The organism is Nocardia sp. NPDC051030 (assembly GCF_040683015.1).
In the GTDB taxonomy this organism is placed as follows: domain Bacteria; phylum Actinomycetota; class Actinomycetes; order Mycobacteriales; family Mycobacteriaceae; genus Nocardia.
This window is the reverse complement of sequence record NZ_JBFBCD010000003.1, coordinates 144,999-170,756: the sequence shown is the minus strand read 5'-3', so window position 1 is coordinate 170,756 and position 25,758 is coordinate 144,999. Positions and strand designations below refer to the sequence as shown.

General features: G+C 65.9%; 28 protein-coding genes. 8 read left to right on the top strand and 20 right to left on the bottom strand.

The genetic code is table 11. From position 1 onward, the window contains the following. Window positions 1-22: 22 nt before the first annotated feature. The gene (locus tag AB0N05_RS09860; protein WP_364690136.1) at window positions 23-1,000 is read right to left on the bottom strand and encodes a helix-turn-helix domain-containing protein; all 978 of its coding nucleotides are present in this window, start codon (window positions 998-1,000) and stop codon (window positions 23-25) included. A 70-nt stretch (window positions 1,001-1,070) separates the two neighbouring features. Here AB0N05_RS09860 and AB0N05_RS09855 point away from each other — a divergent pair, with 70 nt between their 5' ends. Beyond that, window positions 1,071-2,036, top strand: a complete 966-nt coding sequence (locus tag AB0N05_RS09855; RefSeq protein ID WP_364690133.1) for an NADP-dependent oxidoreductase — start codon at window positions 1,071-1,073, stop codon at window positions 2,034-2,036. Between the two features lie 272 nt (window positions 2,037-2,308). Here AB0N05_RS09855 and ruvB read toward each other — a convergent pair whose 3' ends face one another. The 6 genes from ruvB to pdxT form a co-directional block, all read right to left on the bottom strand. Continuing rightward, the gene (ruvB, locus tag AB0N05_RS09850) at window positions 2,309-3,400 is read right to left on the bottom strand and encodes a Holliday junction branch migration DNA helicase RuvB (RefSeq protein WP_364690130.1); all 1,092 of its coding nucleotides are present in this window, start codon (window positions 3,398-3,400) and stop codon (window positions 2,309-2,311) included. Window positions 3,401-3,406: 6 nt separating this feature from the next. Then, entirely contained in the window at window positions 3,407-4,012 is a 606-nt protein-coding gene (gene ruvA / locus AB0N05_RS09845) for a Holliday junction branch migration protein RuvA (protein WP_364690127.1), read from the bottom strand. Further along, window positions 4,009-4,632: a crossover junction endodeoxyribonuclease RuvC gene (gene ruvC / locus AB0N05_RS09840; protein ID WP_364690124.1), complete on the bottom strand. Its 624-nt coding sequence runs from the start codon at window positions 4,630-4,632 to the stop codon at window positions 4,009-4,011. The genes ruvA and ruvC overlap by 4 nt, the downstream gene beginning before the upstream one ends. A gap of 146 nt (window positions 4,633-4,778) precedes the next feature. Beyond that, window positions 4,779-5,288, bottom strand: a complete 510-nt coding sequence (locus AB0N05_RS09835) for an O-acetyl-ADP-ribose deacetylase (RefSeq protein WP_364690120.1) — start codon at window positions 5,286-5,288, stop codon at window positions 4,779-4,781. A gap of 106 nt (window positions 5,289-5,394) precedes the next feature. Further along, window positions 5,395-6,150, bottom strand: coding sequence for a YebC/PmpR family DNA-binding transcriptional regulator (locus tag AB0N05_RS09830; protein WP_364690117.1), 756 nt, complete (start codon window positions 6,148-6,150; stop codon window positions 5,395-5,397). A gap of 60 nt (window positions 6,151-6,210) precedes the next feature. Beyond that, window positions 6,211-6,834, bottom strand: coding sequence for a pyridoxal 5'-phosphate synthase glutaminase subunit PdxT (gene pdxT, locus AB0N05_RS09825; protein WP_364690114.1), 624 nt, complete (start codon window positions 6,832-6,834; stop codon window positions 6,211-6,213). Between the two features lie 207 nt (window positions 6,835-7,041). Between pdxT and AB0N05_RS09820 the strand changes: the two genes are divergently transcribed. After that, a complete protein-coding gene (locus tag AB0N05_RS09820) occupies window positions 7,042-8,733 on the top strand; it encodes an APC family permease (RefSeq protein WP_364692250.1) in 1,692 nt (563 codons plus the stop codon). A gap of 109 nt (window positions 8,734-8,842) precedes the next feature. Here AB0N05_RS09820 and AB0N05_RS09815 read toward each other — a convergent pair whose 3' ends face one another. After that, window positions 8,843-9,193: a hypothetical protein gene (locus AB0N05_RS09815; RefSeq protein ID WP_364690111.1), complete on the bottom strand. Its 351-nt coding sequence runs from the start codon at window positions 9,191-9,193 to the stop codon at window positions 8,843-8,845. A gap of 271 nt (window positions 9,194-9,464) precedes the next feature. Here AB0N05_RS09815 and AB0N05_RS09810 point away from each other — a divergent pair, with 271 nt between their 5' ends. Beyond that, window positions 9,465-10,217: a GNAT family N-acetyltransferase gene (locus AB0N05_RS09810; RefSeq protein WP_364690108.1), complete on the top strand. Its 753-nt coding sequence runs from the start codon at window positions 9,465-9,467 to the stop codon at window positions 10,215-10,217. Next, window positions 10,214-10,432 carry a translation initiation factor IF-1 gene (gene infA / locus AB0N05_RS09805; RefSeq protein ID WP_364690105.1) on the top strand — a complete coding sequence of 73 codons (219 nt, stop codon included), beginning with the start codon at window positions 10,214-10,216 and terminating at the stop codon, window positions 10,430-10,432. The genes AB0N05_RS09810 and infA overlap by 4 nt, the downstream gene beginning before the upstream one ends. A 25-nt stretch (window positions 10,433-10,457) precedes the next feature. Here infA and AB0N05_RS09800 read toward each other — a convergent pair whose 3' ends face one another. Then, complete coding sequence (locus AB0N05_RS09800; RefSeq protein ID WP_364690102.1) at window positions 10,458-11,309, bottom strand: acyl-CoA thioesterase II; 852 nt, start codon at window positions 11,307-11,309, stop codon at window positions 10,458-10,460. 110 nt (window positions 11,310-11,419) lie between these two features. On the opposite strand from AB0N05_RS09800, the gene AB0N05_RS09795 reads away from it, so the two are divergent. Beyond that, window positions 11,420-12,037 (top strand): hypothetical protein, encoded by a 618-nt coding sequence (locus tag AB0N05_RS09795; RefSeq protein WP_364690099.1) that lies wholly within the window; start codon window positions 11,420-11,422, stop codon window positions 12,035-12,037. Between the two features lie 8 nt (window positions 12,038-12,045). On the opposite strand, the gene AB0N05_RS09790 is transcribed toward AB0N05_RS09795, so the two are convergent. Then, window positions 12,046-12,708, bottom strand: a complete 663-nt coding sequence (locus AB0N05_RS09790; RefSeq protein ID WP_364690096.1) for a hypothetical protein — start codon at window positions 12,706-12,708, stop codon at window positions 12,046-12,048. A gap of 117 nt (window positions 12,709-12,825) precedes the next feature. Here AB0N05_RS09790 and AB0N05_RS09785 point away from each other — a divergent pair, with 117 nt between their 5' ends. Further along, window positions 12,826-13,242: a DUF1003 domain-containing protein gene (locus tag AB0N05_RS09785; RefSeq protein ID WP_364690093.1), complete on the top strand. Its 417-nt coding sequence runs from the start codon at window positions 12,826-12,828 to the stop codon at window positions 13,240-13,242. Between the two features lie 10 nt (window positions 13,243-13,252). On the opposite strand, the gene AB0N05_RS09780 is transcribed toward AB0N05_RS09785, so the two are convergent. Beyond that, entirely contained in the window at window positions 13,253-13,513 is a 261-nt protein-coding gene (locus AB0N05_RS09780) for an SRPBCC family protein (protein ID WP_364690091.1), read from the bottom strand. Window positions 13,514-13,563: 50 nt separating this feature from the next. On the opposite strand from AB0N05_RS09780, the gene AB0N05_RS09775 reads away from it, so the two are divergent. Continuing rightward, window positions 13,564-14,184: a hypothetical protein gene (locus AB0N05_RS09775; RefSeq protein WP_364690088.1), complete on the top strand. Its 621-nt coding sequence runs from the start codon at window positions 13,564-13,566 to the stop codon at window positions 14,182-14,184. Between the two features lie 193 nt (window positions 14,185-14,377). Here the strand turns inward: AB0N05_RS09775 and AB0N05_RS09770 are convergent, their stop codons facing one another. Then, window positions 14,378-15,232, bottom strand: coding sequence for an MHYT domain-containing protein (locus AB0N05_RS09770; protein ID WP_364690085.1), 855 nt, complete (start codon window positions 15,230-15,232; stop codon window positions 14,378-14,380). A 342-nt stretch (window positions 15,233-15,574) separates the two neighbouring features. Next, window positions 15,575-16,477 carry a pyridoxal 5'-phosphate synthase lyase subunit PdxS gene (gene pdxS, locus AB0N05_RS09765; protein WP_364690082.1) on the bottom strand — a complete coding sequence of 301 codons (903 nt, stop codon included), beginning with the start codon at window positions 16,475-16,477 and terminating at the stop codon, window positions 15,575-15,577. A gap of 421 nt (window positions 16,478-16,898) precedes the next feature. Here pdxS and AB0N05_RS09760 point away from each other — a divergent pair, with 421 nt between their 5' ends. Further along, window positions 16,899-18,164, top strand: coding sequence for a hypothetical protein (locus AB0N05_RS09760; protein ID WP_364690079.1), 1,266 nt, complete (start codon window positions 16,899-16,901; stop codon window positions 18,162-18,164). Between the two features lie 5 nt (window positions 18,165-18,169). Here AB0N05_RS09760 and AB0N05_RS09755 read toward each other — a convergent pair whose 3' ends face one another. The 7 genes from AB0N05_RS09755 to thrS form a co-directional block, all read right to left on the bottom strand. Further along, complete coding sequence (locus tag AB0N05_RS09755; RefSeq protein WP_364690076.1) at window positions 18,170-18,697, bottom strand: hypothetical protein; 528 nt, start codon at window positions 18,695-18,697, stop codon at window positions 18,170-18,172. A gap of 405 nt (window positions 18,698-19,102) precedes the next feature. Continuing rightward, window positions 19,103-20,146: an NUDIX domain-containing protein gene (locus tag AB0N05_RS09750; protein ID WP_364692247.1), complete on the bottom strand. Its 1,044-nt coding sequence runs from the start codon at window positions 20,144-20,146 to the stop codon at window positions 19,103-19,105. Beyond that, window positions 20,146-21,270, bottom strand: a complete 1,125-nt coding sequence (locus AB0N05_RS09745; RefSeq protein WP_364690073.1) for a glycosyltransferase family 4 protein — start codon at window positions 21,268-21,270, stop codon at window positions 20,146-20,148. The genes AB0N05_RS09750 and AB0N05_RS09745 overlap by 1 nt, the downstream gene beginning before the upstream one ends. After that, complete coding sequence (locus AB0N05_RS09740) at window positions 21,267-22,247, bottom strand: phosphatidylinositol mannoside acyltransferase (RefSeq protein ID WP_364692244.1); 981 nt, start codon at window positions 22,245-22,247, stop codon at window positions 21,267-21,269. Before AB0N05_RS09740 ends, AB0N05_RS09745 begins: the two co-directional genes overlap by 4 nt. A 20-nt stretch (window positions 22,248-22,267) precedes the next feature. Next, the gene (pgsA, locus tag AB0N05_RS09735; RefSeq protein ID WP_364690069.1) at window positions 22,268-22,939 is read right to left on the bottom strand and encodes a phosphatidylinositol phosphate synthase; all 672 of its coding nucleotides are present in this window, start codon (window positions 22,937-22,939) and stop codon (window positions 22,268-22,270) included. 1 nt (window position 22,940) lies between these two features. Beyond that, window positions 22,941-23,570 carry an HIT domain-containing protein gene (locus AB0N05_RS09730; RefSeq protein ID WP_364690066.1) on the bottom strand — a complete coding sequence of 210 codons (630 nt, stop codon included), beginning with the start codon at window positions 23,568-23,570 and terminating at the stop codon, window positions 22,941-22,943. 73 nt (window positions 23,571-23,643) lie between these two features. Then, the gene (gene thrS / locus AB0N05_RS09725) at window positions 23,644-25,701 is read right to left on the bottom strand and encodes a threonine--tRNA ligase (protein ID WP_364690063.1); all 2,058 of its coding nucleotides are present in this window, start codon (window positions 25,699-25,701) and stop codon (window positions 23,644-23,646) included. Between the last annotated feature and the right edge of the window lie 57 nt (window positions 25,702-25,758).

Here is a 25,758-nt window from a genome sequence, read left to right as displayed (position 1 = left end):
TGTTGAGATGCTCTCCAGTGGTTCAGGATTCGGCGAGGGTGGTGCTGGTTCGGAAGGTGCGGCGGTAGGTGAGGGGGGAGACGCCTATGGCTTCGTGGAGGTGTTGGCGGAGGGAGGCTCCGGTGGCGAATCCGACTTCTCCGGCTATGCGGTCTATGGCGAGGTCGGTGGATTCGAGGAGTTCTCGGGCTCGGAAGATGCGTTGTTGGATGAGCCAGCGGCCGGGGGGCATGCCGACCTCGTCTCGGAAGCGGCGGGCGAAGGTTCGGGGGCTCATGCGGGCTTGGGCGGAGAGGTCGGTCATGGAGAGGGGGAGGTGGAGGTTTTCCAGGGCCCAGTGGCGGGCTTCGGCGGTGCCCGCGGAAGTGGTTGCGGGGACGGGCTGTTCGATGAATTGGGCTTGGCCGCCCTCACGCCAGGGTGGGACTACACAGCGGCGGGCGACCATATTTGCCACTTCGCTGCCGTGGTCTCGGCGGATTAGGTGGAGGCAGAGGTCTACGCCTGCGGTGGCTCCGGCTGAGGTGAGGATGTCGCCGTCGTCTACGTAGAGGACGTCGGGGTCGAGGTGGACTTGGGGGAAGGTTTCGCGGAAGCGGCTGCTGAAATTCCAGTGGGTGGTGGCGGTGCGGCCGTCGAGCAGGCCCGCGGCTGCTACGACAATCGCGCCGGTGCAGATGGAGACGAGTCTGACGCCGGGGCGGATTCGTGCCAGGGCATCCGAAATCTCTTGCGGCAGGCCGTTATCCAGGTAGGGGCGGACATCGCAGGGTGGGATGACGACGGTGTCGGCGGTGTCCAGCAGGGTGCTGTCGTGGGCTACCGCGATATCGAAATCGGAATTGCTGTGGACCGGGCGGCCGTCGAGGGAGCAGGTGATGACCTCGTAGCGGCCGTCGGCGGTGCCGAAGACTCGGTTGGGGATCCCCAGCTCGAAGGGGTAGACGCCGTCCAGGGCCAGGACGACGACTCGATGCGGACGAGCAACCTCGAGGTGCATGGCACGATTCTATCGAATAATGGCAATCGTGCCATTTCCCGGGGCGGCGGCGCGCGGCAATCTAGGAGTCATGACCAATCAGGACTTCAGTATTCCGGCCACCATGCGGGCCATCAGCCAGGACGTTCTCGGCGGCCCCGAGGTGCTGCACCAGGTGGAACTGCCGGTCCCGCAGCCGGGACCCAGCGAAATCCTGGTGCGGGTGCGTGCCACCGCCCTCAACCCGACCGACTGGAAGCACCGCGCGATCGGCGGGCTGTTCCTGCCCGAGCCGCCCTTCGTGCTCGGCTGGGATGTGTCCGGCGAAGTCGTGGCAATCGGCACCGGCGTCACCCTGTTCAAGCCGGGCGATGAGGTGATGGGCATGCTCCCCTACCCGCACGGCCACGGGGCGGCCGCCGAATACGTCACCGGCCCCGCGCGCGCCTTCACCCGAAAGCCCGCCAACCTCAACCACACCGAGGCCGCCGCCATCCCCCTGGCCGCCCTCACCGCCTGGCAAGCGTTGGTCGACACCGCCAATGTCCAACCAGGACAACGTGTCCTGATCCACGCGGCCGCAGGCGGCGTCGGCCACTTCGCCGTCCAGATCGCCAAATCGCTCGGCGCCTACGTCATCGGCACCGCCAGCTCCCCCAATCACGACTTCCTCCGCGAGATCGGCGCGGACGAGGTATTCGACTACCGCACAGCAGATTTCGCCGAGGAAATACGCGACATCGACATGGTCCTGGACCCCATCGACGCCGCGCACGCCATCCGCTCCCTGCGTACCCTCAACCCCACCGGTGTGGTCGTCTCCATCCGCGCCTTCGGCACCGAATTCCTCGAGGAAGCCGAAAAGCTCGGCGGCCGAGCCGAAATCCTCCTGGTCGAAGCCGACCACACCGGCATGACCGCCCTCGCGAACCTCGCCGAGGCGGGCACCCTCCGCCCCACCATCGCCGGAGTCTTCCCCCTCGCCGACGCCGCCAAGGCCCACGCCCTGGGCGACACCGGCCGCACGGTAGGCAAAATCGTCCTCACCGTCGACTAGCCCACAGTTGCAGGCCTTCTCGACAGTTGCAGGCCATACAACCCCTGCAACTGTCGGGAACCCCTGCAAGCGGGGCGGGTCACCTGATCGCGTGCGCGCCTACACGGAACGACCGCCGCCGACCGCGCCGGTCTGCAACAGCGAGGGTGCGCCCACCACACCTGTCTGCTGGACTGAGCGGCAGACGCGCCTGGCACTGACTTCACCTGCGTTTCTGGGTCTTTGCTCACGCAATTGCGTGGGCAAAGACCCAGATTCATGCGCGAAGACAGTTAGGGCTGTGCGTCGAACAAGCCGGGGAGGGGTTCGCGGGAGCGAACTTCTATGGAGCCGAAGATGAGGTCGGGGGGTGGGACCAGGCCCAAGTGTTCCCAGGCGGCAGCCGTGGCCACGCGGCCTCGGGGCGTTCGGGCGACCAAACCTGCTCGGACCAGGAAGGGTTCGCAGACTTCCTCTACGGTGGCGGATTCCTCGCCTACCGCTACGGCCAGGGTGGAGACGCCGACCGGGCCGCCATTGAAGCTGCGGACCAGGGCTCCCAGGACCGCGCGGTCGAGGCGGTCAAGGCCCAGGGCGTCCACGTCGTAGACGGCCAGGGCCGCGTGGGCGATTTCCATTGTCACCAGGCCGTCGGCTTTCACCTCGGCGTAGTCGCGGACTCGGCGGAGGAGGCGGTTGGCGATGCGCGGCGTACCTCGGGAGCGGCCCGCGATTTCGGCGGCGGCATCGGATTCCAGTCGGACACCGAGGATTCGGGCCGAGCGCTCCAGGATGAGTTGGAGTTCATCAGGTTCGTAGAAGTCCATGTGGCCGGTGAAGCCGAAGCGGTCGCGGAGCGGGCCGGTGAGGGCTCCGGAGCGAGTTGTCGCGCCTACCAGTGTGAATGGGGCAATATCGAGGGGAATCGATGTGGCCCCCGGGCCCTTGCCGACCACCACGTCGACTCGGAAGTCCTCCATCGCGAGGTAGAGCATTTCCTCGGCGGGCCTTGCTATGCGGTGGATTTCGTCGATGAACAGGACATCGCCTTCGACGAGGTTGCTGAGCATGGCGGCCAGATCGCCCGCACGTTCCAGCGCGGGACCGGAGGTCAAACGGAGGGCGGTGCCGAGTTCACCGGCGATGATCATGGCCATGCTGGTCTTGCCGAGGCCGGGCGGGCCGGACAGCAGAACATGGTCGGGAGTCCCGCCACGCTGTTTCGCGCCACGCAAGACCAAAGCGAGCTGTTCGCGCACGCGCGGCTGGCCGATGAAGTCGTCCAGGGATTTCGGGCGCAGGCTGGCTTCGATCTCACCGTCGGATTGCAGCAGTTCCGGGGAGACCTGGGATTCGATGTCTTCGGTTTCGTCGTCGTCGAACATGATCGCCTATCGGTTCTTGCCCAGCAGGCCGAGCGCGGAACGCAGCGCCTGCGAGGTGCCCAACTCGGGCTGATCGGCCAGCACCGCGTCGACGGCGGGTTCGGCCTGGCGGGCGGCGAAGCCGAGGCCGATGAGCGCCTCCACCACCTGCTCGCGCACCGGCGTGACCATGGGCGCGGGGCCGGATCCGGGCGGACCGGATTGCACCGGAACGAGATCCACCTTGTCGCGCAGTTCCACGACCATGCGCTCGGCGCCGCGCTTGCCGATGCCGGGCACCCGGGTCAGCGCGGCCACATTGGATTCAGCGAGGGCCTTGCGCAGCGCCTCGGGTTCGAGCACCGCGAGCACCGCCATGGCCAGCTTGGGCCCGACCCCGGTGACCGTGAGCAGCAGCCCGAACAGGTCCCGCGCCTCGGTATCGGCGAAGCCGAACAGGGTCTGCGAATCCTCACGCACAATCATGGTCGTGTAGAGGCGGGAGTCCTCACCGCGCGTGAGCCCGGCGAGAGTGGCGGGGGTGGCATTGAGCCGATACCCGACCCCGGCGGCCTCCAGGACCACATGGTCGAGCCCGATCTCGAGCACCTCACCGCGAACCGACGCGATCACCGCGTTACCGCCTTTCCTTGACGATTAACACTGCCTTGACGACTGACACTGCCTTGACGACCGTCACTGCGTTGCTGGGCAAGCCTTTCCTCGTACAAGCGCCGCTGCGCCGCGGCCATCGCCTCCGCCTTCGCCATCCGATCGATCATCGGCGCCCGCCAGCAATGGCAGATGGCCAGGGCGAGCGCGTCGGCGGCGTCGGCGGGTTTGGGTGCGACGGCCAGCCCGAGGATACGTGTCACCATGGCCGTCACTTGCGCCTTGTCCGCCGAACCATTCCCGGTGACAGCGGCCTTGACCTGACTGGGCGTGTGAAAGTGCACCGGAATCTCCCGGCGCGCGGCAGCGAGCGCGATCACCCCGCCCGCCTGCGCGGTCCCCATGGCGGTGCGCACATTGTTCTGCGAGAACACCCGCTCGATGGCAACCACTTCCGGCTTATGCGTATCCATCCACAGCTCGGCCGCATCGGCGATCCGCAAAAGCCGTTGCGCAAGATCCATTTCGGGCGGTGTCCGCACCACATCGACCTGCAAGGCGGTGACCTGACGCCCCGCCCCGCCTTCGACCATGCTGAGCCCGCACCGGGTAAGCCCGGGATCGACGCCCATCACCCGCACGAAATCCCCTCTCACCCTGACACGAACAATTGTTCGAGAGTCTAACGCAGACCGGCAGATCCCCTCCCCAAGGACACGACCCGCAACGAGTGTTCAACCATGCAGGTGGTCACTCGGGAAACGCCTGCATGATTGAACACTCGTTGTCATGCCAGGGCCGAGAGGAAGGCTGTCAGGGCTTCTGGGGTGAAGAGGGTGAAGCGGATTTGGTGGACTTTGGTGGGGGTGGTGCGGACGGTTTCTACGGCTATGCGGGCACCATCTTGGATCGGCCAGCCGTAGACGCCGGTGGAGACTGCGGGGAAGGCCACTGTCTGCGCGCCCAATTCGTCTGCTACGCGGAGGGATTCGCGGTAGCAGGAGGCCAGCAGGTCCGAGCGGTCCTCGGTTGCCGACCAGACCGGGCCCACCGTGTGGATCACCCATCGCGCGGGCAGCAGGCCACCTGTGGTCGCCACCGCCTGGCCGGTCTTCAAGCCCTTCCCATATTGGGAAGCCCGCAGCGCCCGGCACTCGGCCAGAATGTCCGGCCCGCCCTTGCGGTGGATGGCCCCGTCCACTCCCCCGCCACCCATCAGTGACGAATTGGCCGCATTGACCACGGCATCCACGTCCTGTTCGGTGATATCGCCTTGTACCGCCAGCAATTCGGCCATGGGGCGATTCTTCCACTCGTTGCGATCCGAAGGCCGATACCCGGGGAAAAGCCAAGGCCGCCTCCAGTTGTGGAGGCGGCCTTGGCTTATGGCTTGTCGCGGGAGGCTAGTCGGCCTCGAGCTCCGCGCCCACCTCGTCGGAGATATCGACATTGGTGTAGACGTTCTGGACGTCGTCGCTGTCTTCGAGGGCGTCGACCAGCTTGAAGACCTTGCGGGCGGTGTCGGCGTCGACCGCCACGGACATCGACGGCTGGAAGCCGGACTCGGCGGAGTCGTAGTCGATACCGGCGGACTGCAATGCCTTACGCACGGCGATCAGGTCGCTGGGCTCGGAGATGACCTCGAAGGAGTCACCGAGGTCGCTGACCTCTTCCGCGCCCGCATCCAGCACCGCCATGAGCACGTCGTCCTCGGAGAGACCGTTCTTCTCCAGGGTGACTACGCCCTTGCGGTGGAACAGGTACGACACCGAGCCCGGGTCGGCCATATTGCCGCCATTGCGGGTCATGGCCACGCGGACCTCGCCCGCGGCGCGATTGCGATTGTCGGTGAGGCACTCGATCAAGACGGCGACACCATTGGGGCCGTAGCCCTCGTACATGATGGTCTGCCAGTCGGCGCCGCCCGCCTCTTCGCCACCGCCGCGCTTGCGAGCGCGCTCGATATTGTCATTGGGCACCGACGACTTCTTCGCCTTCTGAATGGCGTCGTAAAGAGTCGGGTTGCCGTCCGGGTCGCTACCACCGGTGCGGGCCGCCACCTCGATGTTCTTGATCAACTTGGCGAAGAGCTTGCCGCGCTTCGCATCGATCCCGGCCTTCTTGTGCTTGGTGGTGGCCCATTTGGAGTGGCCGCTCATTCCCTACTTCCTCGTTTCAGGGGGCACGTACAACCGCCCCAGCCTACTACTGCGCAAGCATCACACTCCGGCGCGCGGCCGGACCACGGTATCGACGAACAGCTGATGTACCCGCAGGTCGCCGGTCACCTCGGGATGGAAGGACGTGGCGATGACGTTGCCCTGGCGCACCGCGACGATCTGTCCCGCCGCCGGACCCGAGGGCACCCGCGCCAGCACCTCGACGCCGTCACCGGCCCGTTCCACCCAGGGCGCGCGAATGAATACCGCGCGCACCGGCCCGTCATCGATGCCGGTGAAGTCCAGATCCGTCTCGAACGAATCGACCTGACGGCCGAAGGCATTGCGCCGCACCGTCATATCGATGCCGTGCAACGCCTGCATATCCGGGCGGGTATCGAGGACCTCGGATGCCAGCAGGATCATGCCCGCGCAGGAGCCGTAGGCGGGCATGCCGTCGCGCAGTCGCTGGCGCAGCGGTTCGAGCAGTTCGAAGACTTCCAGCAGTTTGCTGATGGTGGTCGATTCACCGCCGGGCAGCACCAATCCGTCAATGGCGGCCAGCTCGGACACGCGGCGCACGGGCACCGCTTCCGCGCCGCACGCGGTCAGCGCATGCAGGTGTTCGCGCACGTCGCCCTGCAGGGCCAGCACACCAATCGTCGGTTTCACGCCGTCGAGCATACGTTTCGCCGGGTATGTGGCCGTCCTCACCCGGGGCGTCAGGGTTTCGTTAGGACGCGTGTCCAGTTGCCCTTTCGGGAGAACACTCCCTCTGTGACTGATGTTCTTCCGCAAACCTCGACCGGGCCGCGCGGCGGAGTAGACGTGCCGCCACCCCGGCACGGGCTGACCGTTTCGACCGGTTTGGCGGGGCTTTCGCTCGATGCCATGGCCTCGGTTTCCTACGGCCCCGAAGCCATCGTGCTGGTGCTGGCCGCCGCCGGAGCCGCCGGGCTGGGCTTCACGCTGCCGGTGACCCTGGCCATCGTGGTGCTGCTGGCCGTGCTCATCGCCTCCTATCGACAGGTGATCGCCGCGTTCCCGAATGGCGGCGGTGCGTACGCGGTGGCCAAGGAGCGGCTCGGGCACCGCACCAGCCTGGTTGCCGCGGCGTCGCTGATCGTCGATTACGTGCTGAATGTCGCGGTGTCCATTGCCGCGGGCGTGGCCGCGCTGACATCCGCGTTTCCGGAGCTGCACCGCTATACCGTGTGGATCTGCCTGGCCATTCTGGTCGGCGTCACGGCATTGAATCTGTACGGCATCCGGGAAAGCGCCCGCGCCTTCATGATTCCGACGGTCGTGTTCGTGCTCGGCATCTTCGCGGTGATCATCGGCGGTCTGTTGCGGTCGGAACCGGCCAGTGTGGCCACCGGCGCGGCCGTCGCCACCGATGCGCACACCATCGGAATTCTGTTGCTGCTCAAGGCCTTCTCCAGTGGGTGTGCGGCGCTGACAGGTGTCGAGGCCATCGCCAATGCGGTGCCGAGCTTCGCGCAGCCGAAGGTGCGGCGAGCACAGCGTGCGGAGGTTGCGCTCGGCGTGCTGCTGGGTGTCATGCTGATCGGGCTGGCAACGCTGATCGAGAAGTTCGAGGTGCATCCGATCGAGGGCACCACTGTGCTGTCGCAGCTCACCGAGGCGGCACTCGGGCATGGATTCGGTTACTACGTAGTGCAATTCGCCACCGTGATCCTGCTTGCGCTGGCCGCCAACACCTCCTACGGCGGGCTGCCGACGCTGACCAAGATCCTGGCCGACGACAACTGTCTGCCGCACCGATTCGCAGTGAGTTCGCCGCGGCAGGTGTACCGGTTCGGCGTTCTGGCACTGGGTGTTTCGGCGGCGGTACTGCTGCTGGCGTCCGAGGGCAATATGAACGCCCTGGTCCCGCTGTTCGCCATCGGCGTGTTCGTCGGCTTCACGATTGCCCAGGTCGGCATGGTTCGGCACTGGCTGGCCACCCGCAGCCCGGGCTGGAGGTGGCGGATCGCGCTCAACGGCTTCGGCGCGGTACTCACCTTCGTGGCAGCCATCGTCACCACCTCGATGAAGTTCACCGAGGGCGCGTGGCTCATCGTGCTGGTGCTACCGCTGCTGGTCTATGGCATGGAACGAATCCGCAAGACCTACAACCGAATCGACGGCTGCAAGGGTGCGGGCTGCGTCCCGGCCACCCCGCGCCCGACCGATACCGCCATCGTGGTGCCGGTCTCGGAAGTCTCCGAACTCAGCCGCGAGGCACTCTCGGCGGCCATGTCACTGGGCCGCGATGTCACCGCCGTCCACGTGTGCCTGGCCGGGGAGAACATCAACCTGTTCACCAAGGAATGGGAGGCCTGGCATCCCGACGTGCGGCTGATCCTGATCGAGGATGGCGATGCCACCGTCGGCGGCCCCGTCGCACGCTATGTGCGCGAGAATTTCGCCGGTCGCCGCAAGGTCGTGGTGATCGCCGAGATCGAACCGCCCGCAGGCTGGAATCACGTGCTGCCCAGCCATCGCAGTGACGAGTTGGAGCGGGTGCTGCGCAAGATGCCCGACACCGTGGTCTGCCATCTACGCGTGCAGACGGCGTGAGCCGCGCTCAGAACACTTGCCCATCAAGGTAATCCGAGTCGGCGGCGAGCAGCGCGAGCACAGCTCTGCGCCGCCGCCGAGCCCAACCGGCCTCGGATCCATTCGGGGTTCATGATTCGCCGCTGTTCCCCAGGATCTCGCGCTGCAGGTCCTCGGGGTTCGCGACCCGTTTGGCGTCGACCGCGATCGTCCGCCCGTCCGGGGTCTCGACCCGGACTGTCAGATCAGATCGGCGCGGCTGCGCGAAGAACACCCGCAGCGACGCGGCCAGCGTCGTGAACGCACCGCCACCGCCGACCGCCATCATGAGTACATCAGCGACCCCGCCCATTTCGCCGGGCCCCGGGACCGTGCGGACCAGACTCGTCCGCCCGCGCAGGTCGGGTTCGCGTCGCAGCCACAGGTCCAGTGCTCGAAACGCCTCCGCGTCCTCATGTTCCAGCCGCATCCGCAGATCCACCACAACCCCCTAGGAACAGCGCGCACCGATTGCACAGTGATCGAAAGCGTCACCGGTGATCGTTACACGCGCGGCCCGGCGGGATGGGTGCTTCGGAAAAGGGATTGGCGTGACACCGGCGTGCTGCTAGCCTCGACGCGTCCGACCTGACGACATGAGGAGGTGAGTCCCATTAACACGACATTCTTTGGGCGCTCCCCGCTTTCGCGATCGGACGATTGACGCATTTTGTCATCGGGAGTGCGCATAAGCGATCCCGAAAGGCAAAATCATGCAATCTTCTACAGCAGTAATCACGCGCCTCACGCAATGGCAGTGGCATGCGATGGACGGCGACCAGGTGGTCGGCCGGGGCGAGGCCTCGCCGCGATCCGATGGGCGGGTCTTCCTCAGTATCGATGCGTGGCAGGACGAGGTCTTCGACCAGCTTGCCGCCGCAATGCTCACCGACCTGCCGGCTCCGCTGTACACGGTGGTCGACGAGGACGATCGGGACCTGATCGCGAACTGGGAACGGGCGGGCTTCACGACCTGCCGACGCGACTGGGAGTACTCGGTGCCCACCGATCCGGCGGTCACGGGACTCGATTCACACGTACAACCGGCGGACCTGACCATCCTGGATCTCGGTGCGGCCGAAGCAGATTCGCTACGCGAACTCCGTCAGGCGATTTACGATGAGGTCGAGGCCACCCTCGGATGGCAGGTAATGCCAGCCGAGGTGTTGCCCTTCGCTTTGACCCCCTCGAACCATGTGGTCGCGGTACAACCCGATGGCTATGTGGGACTCATTGGGGTGCAGACGATCCGGTTACCGCGGATCAAGCTGATCGCGGTCCGGTCCGGCGTGCACCGGCGCGGCATAGCGCACGCGCTACTGGCACATGTGCTGGGTTCGATGCACCGGTCCGGCATTACGGCGGTCCGTGCCGAACTGAACGAATCCAATGCCGCGGCAACGGCATTGTTCGAGAATATCGGCGCTCGACAGGTGAGCAGCAGCCTCGAGTTGGTGCGCCGATGACGAAGGGAGCCATCGAAATCGAAGGCCGCGTGGTGGAGTGCCTGCGCAGTGCCACGTTCACAGTCGAACTCCACAATGGGCACCAGGTTCTCGCGCATATCAGCGGGAAGATCCGGATGAACTACATCAAGATCGTGCCCGATGACCGGGTGCTGGTGGAGCTCAGCCCGTACGACCTCACCCGGGGCCGGATCATCTTCCGCTACCGGAATTAGCCGACCGCGGCCGGGCGCGGACGGCTCAGTTCGTGCCCGGCGGGAAGGATTTCGCCTGCTTGTCCTTGAAGGTCCGGATCAAGCCTTCCTGGACGACGACGGCGACCAGATGGCCCTGCTGATTCCAGATCCGGCCGCCGGTGAGCGCCCGGCCGAACCCCGCCGATGGCGACTGCTGGTCGTAGAGCAGCCAGTCGTCCGCGCGGAAGGGGCGCAGGAACCACATGGCGTGATCGAGCGAGGCGTTCTGCGTGGGCTCGTCGGGGTGCGGCACCTTCGACGAGCCCAGCAGGGTCATATCGCTCATGTAGGCGAGCGTGCAGACGTGGAACAGCGGGTCGTCCGGCAGTTCGTGGCGGTATTGGAACCACACCTGCTGCTGGGCGGCCAGACCGTCGCGGCGGTCCACCTCCTCCTGGGGGACGGTGCGGATATCCCAGTGCTCCCATTCGCGCATGGCCCACAGTCGTTCCGGGCTCATGCTGGTGCGCGCGTCGGGAAGTTCGAGCGGTGCGGTGACGGTCGGCATCACGTCCTGATGCTCCGGCCCCTCGTCGCCGATGTGGAATGACGCCGACATGGTGAAGATGGCCTCGCCGTTCTGCACGCCGGTGACCCGTCGCGTGCAGAAGGAGCGCCCGTCCCGAATGCGATCGACCAGGTACACGGTCGGCTCGACCGGATTGCCCGGCCGCAGGAAGTATCCGTGCAGCGAATGCACCTGATACTCCGGATCCACCGTGCGCACCGCCGACACCAGCGCCTGCGCGGCGACCTGACCGCCGAACGTGCGCGGCAGCTGGGTCTTCGTGGACGCGCCACGGAAGATGTCCCGCTCGATCTGCTCGATCTCCAGCGCCTCTTCGATCGTCGCCATGCACCGTTCCCTTCCGGATTGTCGGGCTCAGGCTAGCAATCGCACACCCTCGGCAACCGCGCGACGTGCTCGAACATCGGTGTTCGTCACCGTTCGATCATGATGGTCGAGTGCCCGATTTCACCGCCATCACCCCCGACGGCCTGATCGACCTGGTCACCGAGCGCGCCGCCGACCTCCCGGGTCACGCGGTGATCGCCATCGACGGAGCAGACGCCGCCGACCCGCTCTCTTTCGCCCGCTCCGTCGCCGACCGCCTGCACACCGGCGGCCGCCCCGCCGAGGTGATCTCCCTCCACGATTTCGTCCGCCCCGCCTCGGTCCGCCTCGAATACGACCGCGACAGCGAATTCACCTACCGCACAGCCTGGTTCGACTACCCCGCCCTCGACCGAGAAGTCCTCACCTCGCTCCGCAAGGAGGGCCGCTACCTCCCCGCCCTCTGGAACGAACACACCGACCGCTCCGCCCGAGCCCGAATCCGCACCGCAGCGCCCGGCACCCTCCTGCTCCTCGCGGGCCCGATGCTCCTGGGCCGCAACCTCCCCTACGACCTCACCGTCACCCTCCACATGTCCGAAGCCGCCCTTCGCCGCCACACCTCCCCCGACGACCACTTCACCATCACCGCGATCCTCGAACACACCCGCACCAACCCCGAATCCCCCGACCTCCTCATCGCCTGGGATCACCCCGACCGGCCCGCAATCCGCCGCTCAGCCACCTGAGTTCTGAATCATGAGGTGTACCAGGTGAAGTGGTACGCGCCATTGAAGGTGGCGTCTATCTGCTCGCGGACGTAGGCGGCTGTTTCGACGATGACCTGGCCGTCGGGGTTGGTGCCGATGAGGAGGCCTAGGAAATCCGCGCCGCCGTTGAGGTTCGTGTGGAAGACGGGGCCGCCGGAATCGCCCTTGTCGGAGGTGAAGTCGGTGATGAAGTAGTTGGCCGCATTGCGGACGACCGCGCCGCAACTGCGGGTTGCCCAGCCGATGTGACAGACGCCTTGACCGATGTAGGCCTCAGTATTGGCGGAACCGAGGCCGAAGGAGCCGTTCGAGGCACGCGCGGCGACGGTCTTGTCCAGTCGGACCAGGGCGAAGCCGAGGCTATTGGTGGTCACGTCATCGCCGGAGGTTTCCGCGTACCAGCCGATGCGGGTGCCATTGTCGTCGTAGACGGTCGCATTGGGCTCGGCGCAGTGCGCGGCCGTGACCGCGTACTTCTGGGTGCCGATCTCACCGGTCGCGCCGACCGTGCACAGCCGGTCACTGGTGCGAATGGTCATGCCCGGATACACCGCCACCTGGGCATTCGCCGTCACCGGTAAGGCCGCCGAGAATCCGGCCACGAGCGCCGCCACGAGCAGAAACTTCGACAGCTTGGTGCGGTGGAACATGACGCGCGGTACTTCCCCTGATCGCTCACTCCGCGATCAGATGTGCCGCGGACCGGTCACGGTAACACGCGGAACCGACACGGCTGGAAATGATTCCGCACCGCTTACTCTTCGACCATGACTCAGCCGCCGCGCCTCGACCAGCATGTCGACCAGCATCCCGCCGTCGTCTCCCTGCGCGAGCAGCGCGCCGCGAGTATTCAACTCCGAGTCGCGGATTGGATCACCAAGTTCGCGGGCTCCATGCGGTTCGTCTACATCCACGCCGTCGGCTTCGCGCTATGGATGATCTTCTTCGAGAAGAGCCCCTGGCCGACCCTGACCCTCGCCGTCTCCCTGGAAGCGATCTTCCTCTCCACCTTCGTCATGATCGGCCAGAACCGGCAGGCCGAATTCCAGCAGTTGAAGGCCGACCACGACTTCAACGAACAGGAACTCGAACTCAAAACCAATACCGAACTCACCCGCGCCATCCACCAGATGACCGCCGAACTGCACCGCCGCCTCATCGACGATCCGCAAACCCGCCCCTGACGCCCGTCGGTCAGTGCGCTTCGACCACCGCGACCGTCCTCGCGAGGGTGGCCTTCGCATAGCGCCGCCACAGCGGTGCGGCCACGCCCCGGATCAAGAACCGTCGTCCCGGTCGCGGATAAGACGAATAAGTCCACCGGACAAGGCAATCCGAGCCGCCCGGGGCGAACGTCCACTCGCCGCGCACATGCGCCACCAGCCTCCGCATCGGACCGGTGAAATCGGTGATCGCCCTCTCCCGCGCGACCGCGAATATGCCTGCGGCAAACACCGGTCGGACGATAATGGCGTGCAGCCCAACCGCTTTACGAGGGAGGCACCATGCCCGGCATCGACCACGAGAAGATCTTCGCCCTGGCCTGGGAGGACCCGTCCGCCACCCGCTACGAGCTACCCCCGGCGGACGTCAATCGGGCGCTGGCCGAGCGCTACGATCTCGGCGCACCGGTTGTCTTCACCCGAACGATGCTGTGGGACATGGAACGACGCAAGGCGCGGCGACCGGACCTGTTCATTCCCTACGTAGTTGCCGCAGGCACGGCCGAATCATGGGGCGAAGGCGATATTTTCGTGCGACGGTCCATGCAACGCCTGTGGCTGCAACCGGATACATACGGCCTGGTCCTGGAGCAAACCAAGCTCGACGACGCCGCTCAGACCGTCACGTTCATCGGCGCGGCCGAACTCCCCGGCCCCGACGGCGAGCCCCTACAAGCCGACAGCCGCCAACCGGTCTTCCACGTCGAACACTCGGTCTCCGGCAGCGAAAACCAGCCCCTGAACTGCTGGCGCACAGTCCATCTCACCGAAACCCCCGACCAACGCCTCACCGACCACTTCGCCCGAATGGCCACCAACCCCTGGCTACCCGAATTCATCGAGATCTACATCCGCGACATCCTCGGCATCCCCATCATCCGCCGCACCGGCCTGCCGGACTGATCAGATCCCCGGCGGGCAAACTTCCGCAGCGCGTCGGTCGAGTCACGCCACCACGGCGGCCAATAAACGACGTCATTCCTGGCGGATAGGTGTGCCGCGCGCACGGTGAGGTGCGCTTCGAACTCGCCCTGTCGTCACCCGTGCATCGTGTCAAAACCGGATGCGCTGCGTCGCCTGGATTTCCGGCCCGCGGCTACCGGCGGCGGTGGCGCGGATCGAAGGTCTCGGTGGGGAAATCGTCCGGCGGGAAGCCGCGATGTTGGTACTCCGTGGTGTTGCGGCTGGGCCAGAACCGGCTGGCGTACTGGCCGCGAATGCGGCTGAGGTCGGGCTCGTCCACATCGGTGATGCCGACCTGCAGCAGCATGAGCATGGTCACCATGCCGACCGCGACGATCAGCGGGGTCAGCAGCTGATTCGCCTGCGCACCCGAGGGCGCGTGCATGTGCTCGGCCACATGGGCATGCATGGCGAACATGCCGGTGTAGTGCATGCCGCACACCGCGACCCCCATGATCAGGGCCGCGCCGATGGTGGCGAGAATGCCGCGCACATGCAGCGCGAACCACAGTGCGGCGGTGGCGGCGAAGACCGCGATGGCCAGCGAGAGCATGACGATCCAGGGGTCATAGCGCACGGTCGCATCGGTTTTCATGGCGTACATGCCGGAGTAGTGCATGGCCCCGACCCCGAGCCCGGTGATCGTGCCGCCGACGATGAGCGCGAACGCCTCCGCATGCCGGTGCACCACGATCGAAAGTCCGAGCCACACAACGCCCATCGCGATGGCGGCGCTGAACAAGGTGATCGGCACGTTGTAGCGAATGGTCGCGTCCCGCACCGAAAAGCCCAGCATCGCAATGAAATGCATGACCCAGATCCCGGTGCCGCCCAACGCGATGGCACCGATGGCAACCCAGCCGCCATGCCCGTTCTGACTGCGGGCCCGCACCATGCAGCGCAGGGCCAGCAACGAGCCGATGACGGACATGAGATAGGCCAGTGCCGGGGTAAGCCAGCCATAGGTGAACTGGTCGATCTCCAGCATGCGGACTCCTTGCCAGAAAGCTCTATTCGACTGTCGAGCAGGTGCTCGAGCCGAACATTAGCGAGGAATCGCCAGGTAGTAAATTTGCCGCAGTACAATCCTAGTTAATTAGCTGAGTTTGCTGGAGTGGCATGCACGCAGGTAGCGGGAATTTCACCGGACCGGTCGGCCGTGCACGTTCCGCGTCTGGCTCCCTTGACATGTAGCACCCCGCCCGCAACCGCGACTAGGGCCGAAAGACACTGCGGCACACAAAAGAACCGCCGGACCGTCCCGAAGGACCATCCGGCGGTTCAGAGTTCAGCGTTCGGCTGCGCTCACCGGCCAGCCGCGCGAGCCGAATTACCAGCCGCGCTCGGCGAGCCGGTGCGGCTGCGGGATCTCCTCGACATTGATGCCGACCATGGCCTCACCCAGACCACGCGAAACCTTGGCGAGCACATCCGGGTCGTCGTGGAAGGTGGTGGCCTTCACGATGGCGGCGGCGCGCTCGGCCGGGTTGCCGGACTTGAAGATGCCGGAGCCGACGAACACGCCCTCGGCGCCGAGCTGCATCATCATGGCGGCGTCGGCCGGGGTGGCGATGCCACCGGCGGTGAACATGACGACCGGCAGCTTGCCGGTCGCGGCGACCTCGCGGACCAGCTCGTACGGGGCCTGCAGTTCCTTGGCGGCCACGAACAGCTCATCCTCGGACAGCGAGGTGAGCCGGCGGATCTCGCCGCGGATGGTGCGCATGTGGGTGGTGGCATTGGAGACGTCGCCGGTGCCGGCCTCACCCTTGGAGCGGATCATGGCCGCGCCCTCGGTGATGCGGCGCAGCGCCTCGCCCAGGTTGGTGGCGCCACAGACGAAGGGAACGGTGAAGTTCCACTTGTCGATGTGGTTGGCGTAGTCGGCCGGGGTCAGCACCTCGGACTCGTCGATGTAGTCGACGCCGAGGGACTGCAGGATCTGCGCCTCGACGAAGTGGCCGATGCGGGCCTTGGCCATGACCGGGATGGAGACCGCGGCGATGATGCCGTCGATCATGTCCGGATCCGACATGCGGGACACGCCACCCTGGGCGCGAATATCGGCGGGCACCCGCTCGAGCGCCATGACGGCGACGGCGCCGGCGTCCTCGGCGATCTTGGCCTGCTCCGGCGTGACGACATCCATGATCACGCCGCCCTTCAGCATCTCCGCCATACCGCGCTTCACGCGGGCGGTACCGATGGTCGGGGTGGTGTCGGGCGTAGTCACGGCAAACTCCTGTGTCATCTGGGCCAATCGAATCGCTCGGAATCGAACAACCCGATTCTAGGCGTCCACATCAGGCCACTTGATAGCCAGTCCGACACGACTGGACTGCCCGCCATCGAGGACGATGACGGGCGTCACAGCATCCAACGCGATTCAGCCCAAGAAGGAGCTACTGCGTCGCTATTCCAAGCGGCTGCAGGACGAGCAGAGTCGCCCAATACTCGGCCGCAGACGTACCCAGGTACGGCTCCAGGAAATCGAAAAGCAGGTAAGACACGAAAGCATTCACCTCCACACAAGGTCAGCCGCTTCCTTTGCGCAGCAAACCATCCCGGACCCTAGTCGAGAACGCGCCGGTATTCATCCGGAAGCTTCGAATCTCGTTTGCCGACAGTCGTTCTCTCCCTGAAAATCGACAGCGATGACAAATGAACTGGAACAAGCCCGCCGACTCGCCGACGAAGGCGATGTGCCGGGTGCAATCCGCGCCCTGCGATTCACCGCGGACGCAGCTCCGCTGGTCGATCTCGCGGTGATCATGCAACAGCTGGCAACCGCCGCCGACTTCGACGATCTGGCCACCGCCGCACGGGCCGTGGCCTCCGAACCGGCGGACGCGAAGGCCCTCACGGTCTTCGGATACGAATGCGTCGAACGCGGCGTGTCCTTCCTCGCCGTCCCATTCCTACGGGAGGCTCTGCTGCGGGCACCCGACTCGCATCTCGCACTCGCAGAGCTGGTCACCGCCCTCGAAGACGAATACCGCCACCATGAGGCCGCCGAGGTACTCATCGCCAACGAATCGATGCTGCGGCCCTGGCCCGAGCGCTACCTGCTGGTCTACAACAGCATCCTCGCCAGTGACCTGCCGCGCGCCCGTACCGAATTCGCCCGCCTGACCCCGCCCGACGACGACCGATGGCTCTTCGCCCGCGACCGCGTGGCCCGGATGCTCTCACGCGCGGACCGCGTCGAGCCGATCTCCGCACTGGACCACCACGACCTGCGCGGCTGGCACTTCACCCTGACCGGCGGCTACCTGGCCACCCTGTCCCCCTACGGTTTCCGCGCCGGAATGACCGGCCGCTGGGCATACCTCGGCGACAGCCCACAAATGTGCCGCTACAGCCTCGACCGACTCTCCTTGATCCTCAACGCCTCCGGACGCCGCCCCCGCTCGGTCTCCATGCTGCCCGACCGCTCGAGCGCCATCCTCGGCCTGGCCGCCGGCCAACTCCTCGGCCTCCCCATCCAGCCGTACGCACCGGGCGGCACAGACACGGTGGTCGTGGCCTACAACCTCCGCGACCTCGACCCCGACCTGCTGAACACCCTGCGCGAACGAGCCGACGGCCAAATCCTCTACGAACACGCCACCTGCTGGACCTCCCCACCCCCGGTAAGCGCAGACGTCAGCGGACTGCTGCACCAGGTCGTCGTGGAACCCTGGGCAGCGAAGCAACGAGTCGACAATGACCCCCTGCCCGCAGACACCCGCCGCGAGCCCAAAATCGCCGTCGACATCGTCCTCGCCGACGGCACCCCCGACACCGGCGACGACGAAACCCCACCCGACCTCGACCCAGCCTTCGCGGCCTTCATCACCGCAACCCGCGACACCTGGCTCACCGGCCCGCGCACCCCGATGAATTCCCCAGGCCCGGTCCGAAGCTCACACTTCGGCTGAGGCCATCAGGCCAGCGGGTATACATATCGGCTAGTGGGAACCAGGTCCAGATCGAGGTGTGCGCCGAAGGAGACGACGCTTTCCATCATCCGGGTAACCCGCTGCTGGAGTTCAGCGTCGTCGGCCGCACCGTAGAAGGCGTGCGCGCTGGTCATGGCCGCCATCGGAAACAGCTCCTCGACCAGCGCATCAACCCGCTTACCGTCGGTGATGGCTTCGCGGACGGTGTTCTGGACATACCCGAAGGTGTCCTGAGTTTCGATGGCAACCGTGGTGTGCAGGTCATGCCAGCGATGCAACCATTCCTCGCGAGTGAGATCGGCAGGGATCCGCAGCAGCGCGAAGTTCGCGAGGGCATCGGTGCGCACACCGCTCTCAACCGCAGGCGGAACGATCGGCGTGCGCTCCTCCACAATCCACCCGTCCACCTCCTTGGCCACGGAAGCCAGTGCGGCAGTGATCGATTCGTGTGAACCCTCGGTCCGCACACTCACAATGGCCGCAATCGCCTCGTCATACGTGCTATGCCGCACCTGAGCCGCCTCAACATCCGCATCACGAATATTGACCTGCAACTCGGTACCCCAGCCGCCGCCAACTCCCGCCGCAACTCAGCCCCGTGCAACCGCTCGCCCAAACCCTCGCCCCACAGGGCATACATCAGCTTCATCCCGAAGTCCTTGCCACAGATCACCATTGACCGGCCCACCGTAGCCCCGCAATCGCCCGCTGTAACCGGTTCTCGCTCCCCCATCCCGCCCACCGGATTCCAATCCGATTCGCGTGATCGCGCCGCAATCTCTCACCCCGACCTTCGCCATCCTCGACCTCGCAGGCGAATGGCGTGACCGGGGCGCGGCCCACTCACCAAGATCAGGGAGCTCTGGTGGCGGGATCGGGGCCTGATTTACGCCACCACAGCTCCCTCGGCGGGCGGGTCAGCGGATGGAGCGGACTTCGGGGGCTTGGGCGGTGTCTACTGCCTTGATGGCTTCGGGGAGGAGTTGGTCGAGGTGGTAGGGGTAGACGGTTTCGCCGGAGAGGTCCAGGGCGACTATGTCGGCGGGGGTGCACCATTTGTTGCCGGTGATGGAGCGGCGTTCCAGGAAGGTTAGATTCGCTGGCTCCGGGTCGAATTGTTGGACTCGGAGGATGAAGAAGAGTTCTTCGGAGCGGATCAGTTCGCCGTTGAAGGGGAAGACGGCTACTCGGCGCCAGAGGGGGCCGCAGAGGGCGGAGGGGTCTGCGGTGTGGCCGGTTTCTTCGTGGAGTTCGCGGATGGCGGCGTCGCGGAGGGATTCGCCGGGGTCTACGCCGCCGCCGATGGTGAACCAGAATTCGACCTGGGGGATTTTGGGGTCGTGGCCTCGGAGGAGGAGAACGCGGTCGTTTTCGTCCAGCAACACGACTCGGGCCGAGGTTCGGACGGTGTCCACTTCGAGGCCGGTGGATGCTGCGGGGGTTACTCGTTCGGCGATTTCGAAGTAGGTGGGGAGGGGGGCGGTACCGCCGAGGTGCAGCCAGCGGACCGAGCGTCGGGTGCGCAGGGCGAGGGTGTCGCGGACGGCGTCATTGTGGAAGCGGCGGGCGATGAGGACTCGCGCTTCGGCATCGGCCAACTCGGCCACCAACTGGGGTGGGAGGGCCGCGATGTCGACGGCCGACAGTGCTGCGGCGAGCTGGTTTTCGACGGTTTCGCGGTCGTGCCAGTTGGCGCGTTCGGCTCGGTCCGCGAAGGTGGAGAGACGGCGGGCTCGTTCGACCCACTCCACATCGGAATCGAGACCGGCGAGGACCGCACCCACCGAGCGAGCCACGACCGCGCGGCGGGCCAGGGCGGCGTCCAGGGCGAGGCGAGCCTGGTCGCTGCGCACGTGCAGGCGGTCCAGGCGGTTCGCGGTGGTGTAGGCCCAGACGCCGAGCGTGATGATGAGCGCGGCGACGAGTGCGAGGACCAGGATGGTCGTCGCGGAGAATGTGATCATCCGGCAGTCCTGACGGGTACGCCGCCGACGGTGACGGTCTCGTAGACGCGCAGGATCTGCTCCGCCACGACGGGCCAATCGTATTCGCCGACAACCTGATTGGCCGTGCGGATGAGTTCCTCGCGACGATCGGTATCGGTGAGCACGGTGTCGATGGCCTCCGCGAGTCGATCGGAATCACCGACGGGGACCAGCATTCCGGCGGTGCCGTCGCGCAGCACCCGACGGAAGGCATCCAAATCGCTTGCGACAACGGCGGTTCCGGCGGCCATGGCCTCCACCAGCACGATGCCGAAGCTCTCGCCGCCGATATTCGGCGCGCAGTACACATCGGCGCTGCGCATGGCCGAAGCCTTCTCCGCATCGGTGACCTGGCCGAGAAAGCGCAGATGCCTGGCATTTTCACCGGCTTCACGCCGCAACCGGTCCTCGTCACCGCGGCCCACGATCAGCACTTCGAGATCGGGATGGCGGCGCACCAATTCGGGCAGTGCACCCAGCAGAACGTCCATACCCTTGCGCGGCTCGTCGAAACGCCCCAGGAACAGCACCGATTTCCCGGGCTTCGGATAGCCCTCCATCAACGGCGCATGCGCGAACGCGGGCACATCGACCCCATTGGGAATCTCGACCGCGTCCCCGCCGAGCGCCTCCACCTGCCACCGCCGCGCCAGCTCGGATACCGCGATCCGCCCACTGATCTTCTCGTGATACGGCCGCAGCACACCCTGAAAAGTACTGAGCACCAACGATTTCGTGGTCGAGGTATGGAAGGTGGCCACGATCGGCCCCTCCGCGATCTTCAATGCCAGCATCGACAGACTCGGAGCGTTCGGCTCATGAATGTGCAGCACGTCGAAGTCATTGTCGGCGATCCAGCGCCGGATCCGGGTATAGGCGGTGGGCCCGAAGGACAGTCGCGCCACCGACCCGTTATAGGGAATCGCCACGGCCTTGCCCGCCGACACCACATATTCCGGCAGCGGCGTGTCATCGGCGGCGGGCGCGAGCACGCTGACCCGATGCCCGCGTTCGATCAATACCTGCGCGAGCTCCACGACATGCGACTGCACCCCGCCCGGAACATCGAACGAGTACGGGCAGACCATGCCGATTCTCATAGCGCGCCGTCTCCCAAGTCCCCCTCGGTCCCGGTGCCCGCCACCGGATCCCGATACCCCAATGCCTGCTGCGCCGCCTCGATGCGCGCCAGCCGGGCCTCCGACAAGTCACTCTCCCACAGCGGTTGCAACATGTGCCAGTCGGCGGGATGCGCGGCGATATTGGCGGCGAAACGATCCGCGAGGGCCTGGGTGGCCGGTTGCACACCACCCGAGGTGTCCAGGGCCCGATGCACTTCCATGCCCCAGTCTTCACGGCCCCGATCCCCGGTGAACCAGCAGTGCACGGGCATGAGCGGCGCACCGGTGTCGATGGCGAGTCTGGCTGCGCCCGCGGGCAGCCAGGTGCGCTCACCGAAGAAGTCGACCGGAACACCCTTGCCGGTGAGGTCGCGCTCCCCCATCAGGCAGACAATCTTGTTCTGCCGCAGGCGTTCCGCCAGCCGCGGGAATGGCGGCTCGCTGCCGGTGAGCGGGAAGACCTCGAACCCGAGACTGTCCCGGTAATCCATGAAGCGCTTGTACAGCGATTCCGGCTTCAGCCGTTCCGCGACGGTGGAGAACCTGCCGTAATTCTGCGCCAGCCACACACCGGCCATATCCCAGTTGCCCGAGTGCGGCAGCACCAGCAGTGCGCCGCGCCCCTGCACGAGGGCCGCGTCGAGATGTTCGGTACCGGCCACGCGCAGCGATTTCCCCAGTGCCACATGATCCATGGTCGGCAGCCGGAACGCCTCGCGCCAGTAGCGGGCGTAGGAACGCATGCTGTCGCGAATCAGCTCGTCCGGCACCTGCTCGGGAGTGGTGCCGAGCACGCGGGCGAGGTTGCGCCGCAATTGATTCGGATGTCCGTGATGCGCCGCCTTATTGGCTTTACGCGCCGCGGCGTCCGCGCCGAGGTCGAATGTGCGCCGCGCCATACCTTCCGGCAGACCGCGGACAAGACCCCACCCGGCCGCGTATGCCTTATCGGTCATCGCGGACGTGAAATCGGTATTCACCGCTGCGGTTCCTCCGGAGCCTTCGCCGCCGGGGCGATAATGTCGCGCGCGCCAGGCGAATTGCGCACGGCCAGCACCCGCTGGAAGACGGTGACGATGCTCAGCACCGCCAGAATGTAGATGGCCACATAGACGGCGTAGGACAGCCACTCGATCTCGAAATACCCACCGATACCGGTCAATCCGGCACCGACCAGGCCGATGACCAGGCGGTCGGGACGCTCGATGAGCCCACCGTCCGCCGAGAGTCCGCTGGCCTCCGCGCGCGCCTTGGCATAGGAGATGACCTGCGAGGTCACCAGCACCACCAGGGTCGCGACGAACAGATGCTTGGAGTGCGCGTGATACACCGACCACCAGGCCAGGCCACCGAAGATCGCGCCGTCGGCGACCCGGTCGCAGGTGGCGTCCAGCACCGCACCGTATTTCGTGCCGCCGCCGCGCGCCCGCGCCATCGCTCCGTCGAGCATGTCGAACATGACGAACAGCCAGATCACCATGGTTCCCCAGAACAGGTGATCGGATGGGAAGAGTGTCACCGCCGCGGCAATCGAAGCGGTGGTGCCGATGAGCGTCATCGCGTCCGGGGTCAGACCGGTGCTCACCAATGCTTTACCCAGGGGGGCAGTCGCTTTGGCGAACGTCTCGCGACCGAAGAAGCTCAGCACGCTATTCGGATTCCTTCCATGCCTCCGCCAGCAGCGCCCGGGTCTCCCGCAGCAGCTGAGGCATTACCTTCACGCCGCCGACAACCGTAATGAAATTCGCGTCTCCACTCCAGCGCGGCACGATATGTTGATGCAGGTGATCGGCGAGTGAACCACCGGCAACGCCACCGAGATTCAGGCCGACATTGAAGCCTTCCGGCCGCGACACCCGCTTCATGACCCGAATGGCCTGCTGGGTGAATGCCATCAGTTCGGCACTCTCCTCCGGCGTCAGGTCCTCCAGATTGGCGACGCGGCGGTAGGGCACCACCATCATGTGGCCGGGGTTGTACGGGTAGAGATTCAGCACCGCGTAGACCCACTGACCGCGCGCCAGGACCAGCCCGTCCTCATCGGTCATCTGCGGGATGTCGGTGAAGGGATGCCCGGTCTTCTTCGGCGCATCCTCTTGTGCGGCATCGCGTTCCACGACCGCCCCGGTGATGTAGGACATCCGGTACGGAGTCCACAAGCGCTGCAAGCGATCCGGTTCCCCCGCCGCGCCACCATCCACTATCTGCTCCCGAGGTGCCGAATCCTGTTGCCCGGCAGCCTCACCCGCGAGACCCCCGGGTCCCCTACGTTCCGTCATGCTGTTGTCCCCCTGAGGCATGACTGGGGGCCCTGCGTGGTTACGCAAGCTACCGCCTCCGGGCCCTGACCATTCATGCCTGTGCCGATCGGATCTCGAAGCCCTCCGCGGTGGGAGAGGTGTTCTCGCGGCGGCCGACCCAGTCGCGAATGGTGGCGATCGCATCGGCGACGGGCACACCATTGACCTGGGTGCCGTCACGGAAGCGGAAGCTCACCGCGTTCGCCTCGACATCGCGCGCACCGGCCAGCAGCATGAACGGGATCTTCTGCGCGGTCTGGTTGAAGATCTTCTTCTGCATGCGATCGTCGCTGCGATCCACTTCGGCGCGAATATCGTGCGACTGCAATGCCTCGATAACCGCGTCCAGATGCGGGGCGAAGTCGGCCGCGACCGGAATGCCGACCACCTGCACCGGCGCGAGCCAGGCCGGGAAGGCACCGGCGTAATGCTCGGTGAGCACGCCGAAGAACCGCTCGATCGACCCGAACAGCGCCCGGTGGATCATGACCGGCCGGTGCTTGCCGCCGTCGGAACCGGTGTACTCCAGCTCGAACCGCTCCGGCAGGTTGAAGTCCAGCTGGATGGTCGACATCTGCCAGGTGCGGCCCAGTGCGTCCTTGGCCTGCACCGAGATCTTCGGGCCGTAGAACGCGGCCCCGCCCGGATCCGGCACCAGCTCCAGGCCGGAGTCGGTGGCCACCTTGCGCAGGGTTTCGGTGGCTTCCTCCCACAGCTCATCGGAGCCGACGAACTTCTTCGGGTCCTTGGTGGACAGCTCGAGGTAGAAGTCGTCGAGGCCGTAGTCGCGCAGCAGGCTGAGCACGAATTGCAGCGTGGAGGTCAGCTCCGCGTGCATCTGCTCCTTGGTGCAGTAGATGTGCGCGTCGTCCTGGGTCATGCCCCGGACGCGAGTCAGGCCGTGCACGACGCCGGACTTCTCGTAGCGGTACACCGAGCCGAATTCGAACATGCGCAAAGGCAGTTCGCGGTAGGACCGGCCGCGCGAACGGAAGATCAGATTGTGCATCGGGCAGTTCATCGGCTTGACGTAGTAATCCTGGCCGGGCTTGCGGACGGTGCCGTCCTCGTTCAGTTCGGCGTCCAGATGCATGGCCGGGAACATGCCCTCGCGGTACCAGTCCAGGTGGCCGGAGACCTCGAACAGGTGGCCCTTGGTGATGTGCGGGGTATTGACGAACTCGTAGCCCGCGGCGACGTGGCGGCGACGCGAGTAGTCCTCGAGCTCCTTGCGGATGATGCCGCCCTTGGGGTGGAACACCGGCAGGCCGGAACCCAGCTCATCAGGGAAGGAGAACAGGTCCAGTTCCAGACCGAGCTTGCGGTGATCGCGCTTCTCGGCCTCTTCCAGCAGGCGCAGGTACTCGTCCTGAGCCTCCTGCGATTCCCAGGCGGTGCCGTAGATGCGCTGCAGGTCCTCGCGGCTCTGGTCACCACGCCAGTAGGCGGCGGAGCTGCGGGTCAGCTTGAACGCGGGAATGTACTTGGTGGTGGGGATGTGCGGGCCGCGGCACAGATCGCCCCACAGCTTCTCCCCGGTGCGCGGGTCCAGATTGTCGTAGATGGTCAGCTCTTTGCCGCCGACCTCCATGATCTCCGGATCGTCGATGCCCGACTTATCGGCGATGAGCTCCAGCTTGAACGGCTCCTTGGCCAGTTCGACGCGAGCATCCTCGACCTCGATCACGCGGCGCGAAAACCGCTGCGCGCCTTTGACGATCTTCTTCATCCGGGATTCCAGCTTGGTCAGATCCTCCGGGGTGAAGGGCTTGTCCACCTGGAAGTCGTAGTAGAAGCCGTCCTTGATGAACGGGCCGATACCCAGCTTGGCCTCGGGGAACTCCTGCTGCACGGCCTGCGCGAGCACATGCGCGGCCGAATGCCGGATCACGCTGCGGCCGTCCTCGGAATCGGCGGTGACCGCCGTGACCTCGACATCGACCTCCGGGGTCCACGACAGATCCCTGAGGTTGCCCTCGTCATCACGAACAACGATGACCGCGTCCGGCCCCTTGCTCGGCAGTTCGGCCTCGCGCACCGCGGCACCAGCCGTAGTCCCGGCCGGCACCCGGACGAGGGCGGCTGGGGTCCTTGCGGCTGAGGTGGTCACGGCTGCGCACTCCTTGGCAATATGGCGGCGGACGGTAGATCCGGCCGATCGTCTGAA

Bases quoted from the DNA above. Each gene is read 5' to 3' on its own strand.
- AB0N05_RS09745 (WP_364690073.1), bottom strand. From the start codon at position 21,270: ATGAGAATCGGCATGGTCTGCCCGTACTCGTTCGATGTTCCGGGCGGG.
- AB0N05_RS09785 (WP_364690093.1), top strand. From the start codon at position 12,826: ATGACTCAGCCGCCGCGCCTCGACCAGCATGTCGACCAGCATCCCGCC.
- AB0N05_RS09740 (WP_364692244.1), bottom strand. From the start codon at position 22,247: ATGACCGATAAGGCATACGCGGCCGGGTGGGGTCTTGTCCGCGGTCTG.
- AB0N05_RS09770 (WP_364690085.1), bottom strand. From the start codon at position 15,232: ATGCTGGAGATCGACCAGTTCACCTATGGCTGGCTTACCCCGGCACTG.
- AB0N05_RS09820 (WP_364692250.1), top strand. From the start codon at position 7,042: ATGGCCTCGGTTTCCTACGGCCCCGAAGCCATCGTGCTGGTGCTGGCC.
- AB0N05_RS09775 (WP_364690088.1), top strand. From the start codon at position 13,564: ATGCCCGGCATCGACCACGAGAAGATCTTCGCCCTGGCCTGGGAGGAC.
- AB0N05_RS09855 (WP_364690133.1), top strand. From the start codon at position 1,071: ATGACCAATCAGGACTTCAGTATTCCGGCCACCATGCGGGCCATCAGC.
- AB0N05_RS09790 (WP_364690096.1), bottom strand. From the start codon at position 12,708: ATGTTCCACCGCACCAAGCTGTCGAAGTTTCTGCTCGTGGCGGCGCTC.
- AB0N05_RS09835 (WP_364690120.1), bottom strand. From the start codon at position 5,288: ATGGCCGAATTGCTGGCGGTACAAGGCGATATCACCGAACAGGACGTG.
- AB0N05_RS09860 (WP_364690136.1), bottom strand. From the start codon at position 1,000: ATGCACCTCGAGGTTGCTCGTCCGCATCGAGTCGTCGTCCTGGCCCTG.
- AB0N05_RS09800 (WP_364690102.1), bottom strand. From the start codon at position 11,309: ATGGCGACGATCGAAGAGGCGCTGGAGATCGAGCAGATCGAGCGGGAC.
- ruvB (WP_364690130.1), bottom strand. From the start codon at position 3,400: ATGTTCGACGACGACGAAACCGAAGACATCGAATCCCAGGTCTCCCCG.
- AB0N05_RS09830 (WP_364690117.1), bottom strand. From the start codon at position 6,150: ATGAGCGGCCACTCCAAATGGGCCACCACCAAGCACAAGAAGGCCGGG.
- AB0N05_RS09810 (WP_364690108.1), top strand. From the start codon at position 9,465: ATGCAATCTTCTACAGCAGTAATCACGCGCCTCACGCAATGGCAGTGG.
- AB0N05_RS09760 (WP_364690079.1), top strand. From the start codon at position 16,899: ATGACAAATGAACTGGAACAAGCCCGCCGACTCGCCGACGAAGGCGAT.
- pdxT (WP_364690114.1), bottom strand. From the start codon at position 6,834: ATGCTCGACGGCGTGAAACCGACGATTGGTGTGCTGGCCCTGCAGGGC.
- AB0N05_RS09730 (WP_364690066.1), bottom strand. From the start codon at position 23,570: ATGACGGAACGTAGGGGACCCGGGGGTCTCGCGGGTGAGGCTGCCGGG.
- infA (WP_364690105.1), top strand. From the start codon at position 10,214: ATGACGAAGGGAGCCATCGAAATCGAAGGCCGCGTGGTGGAGTGCCTG.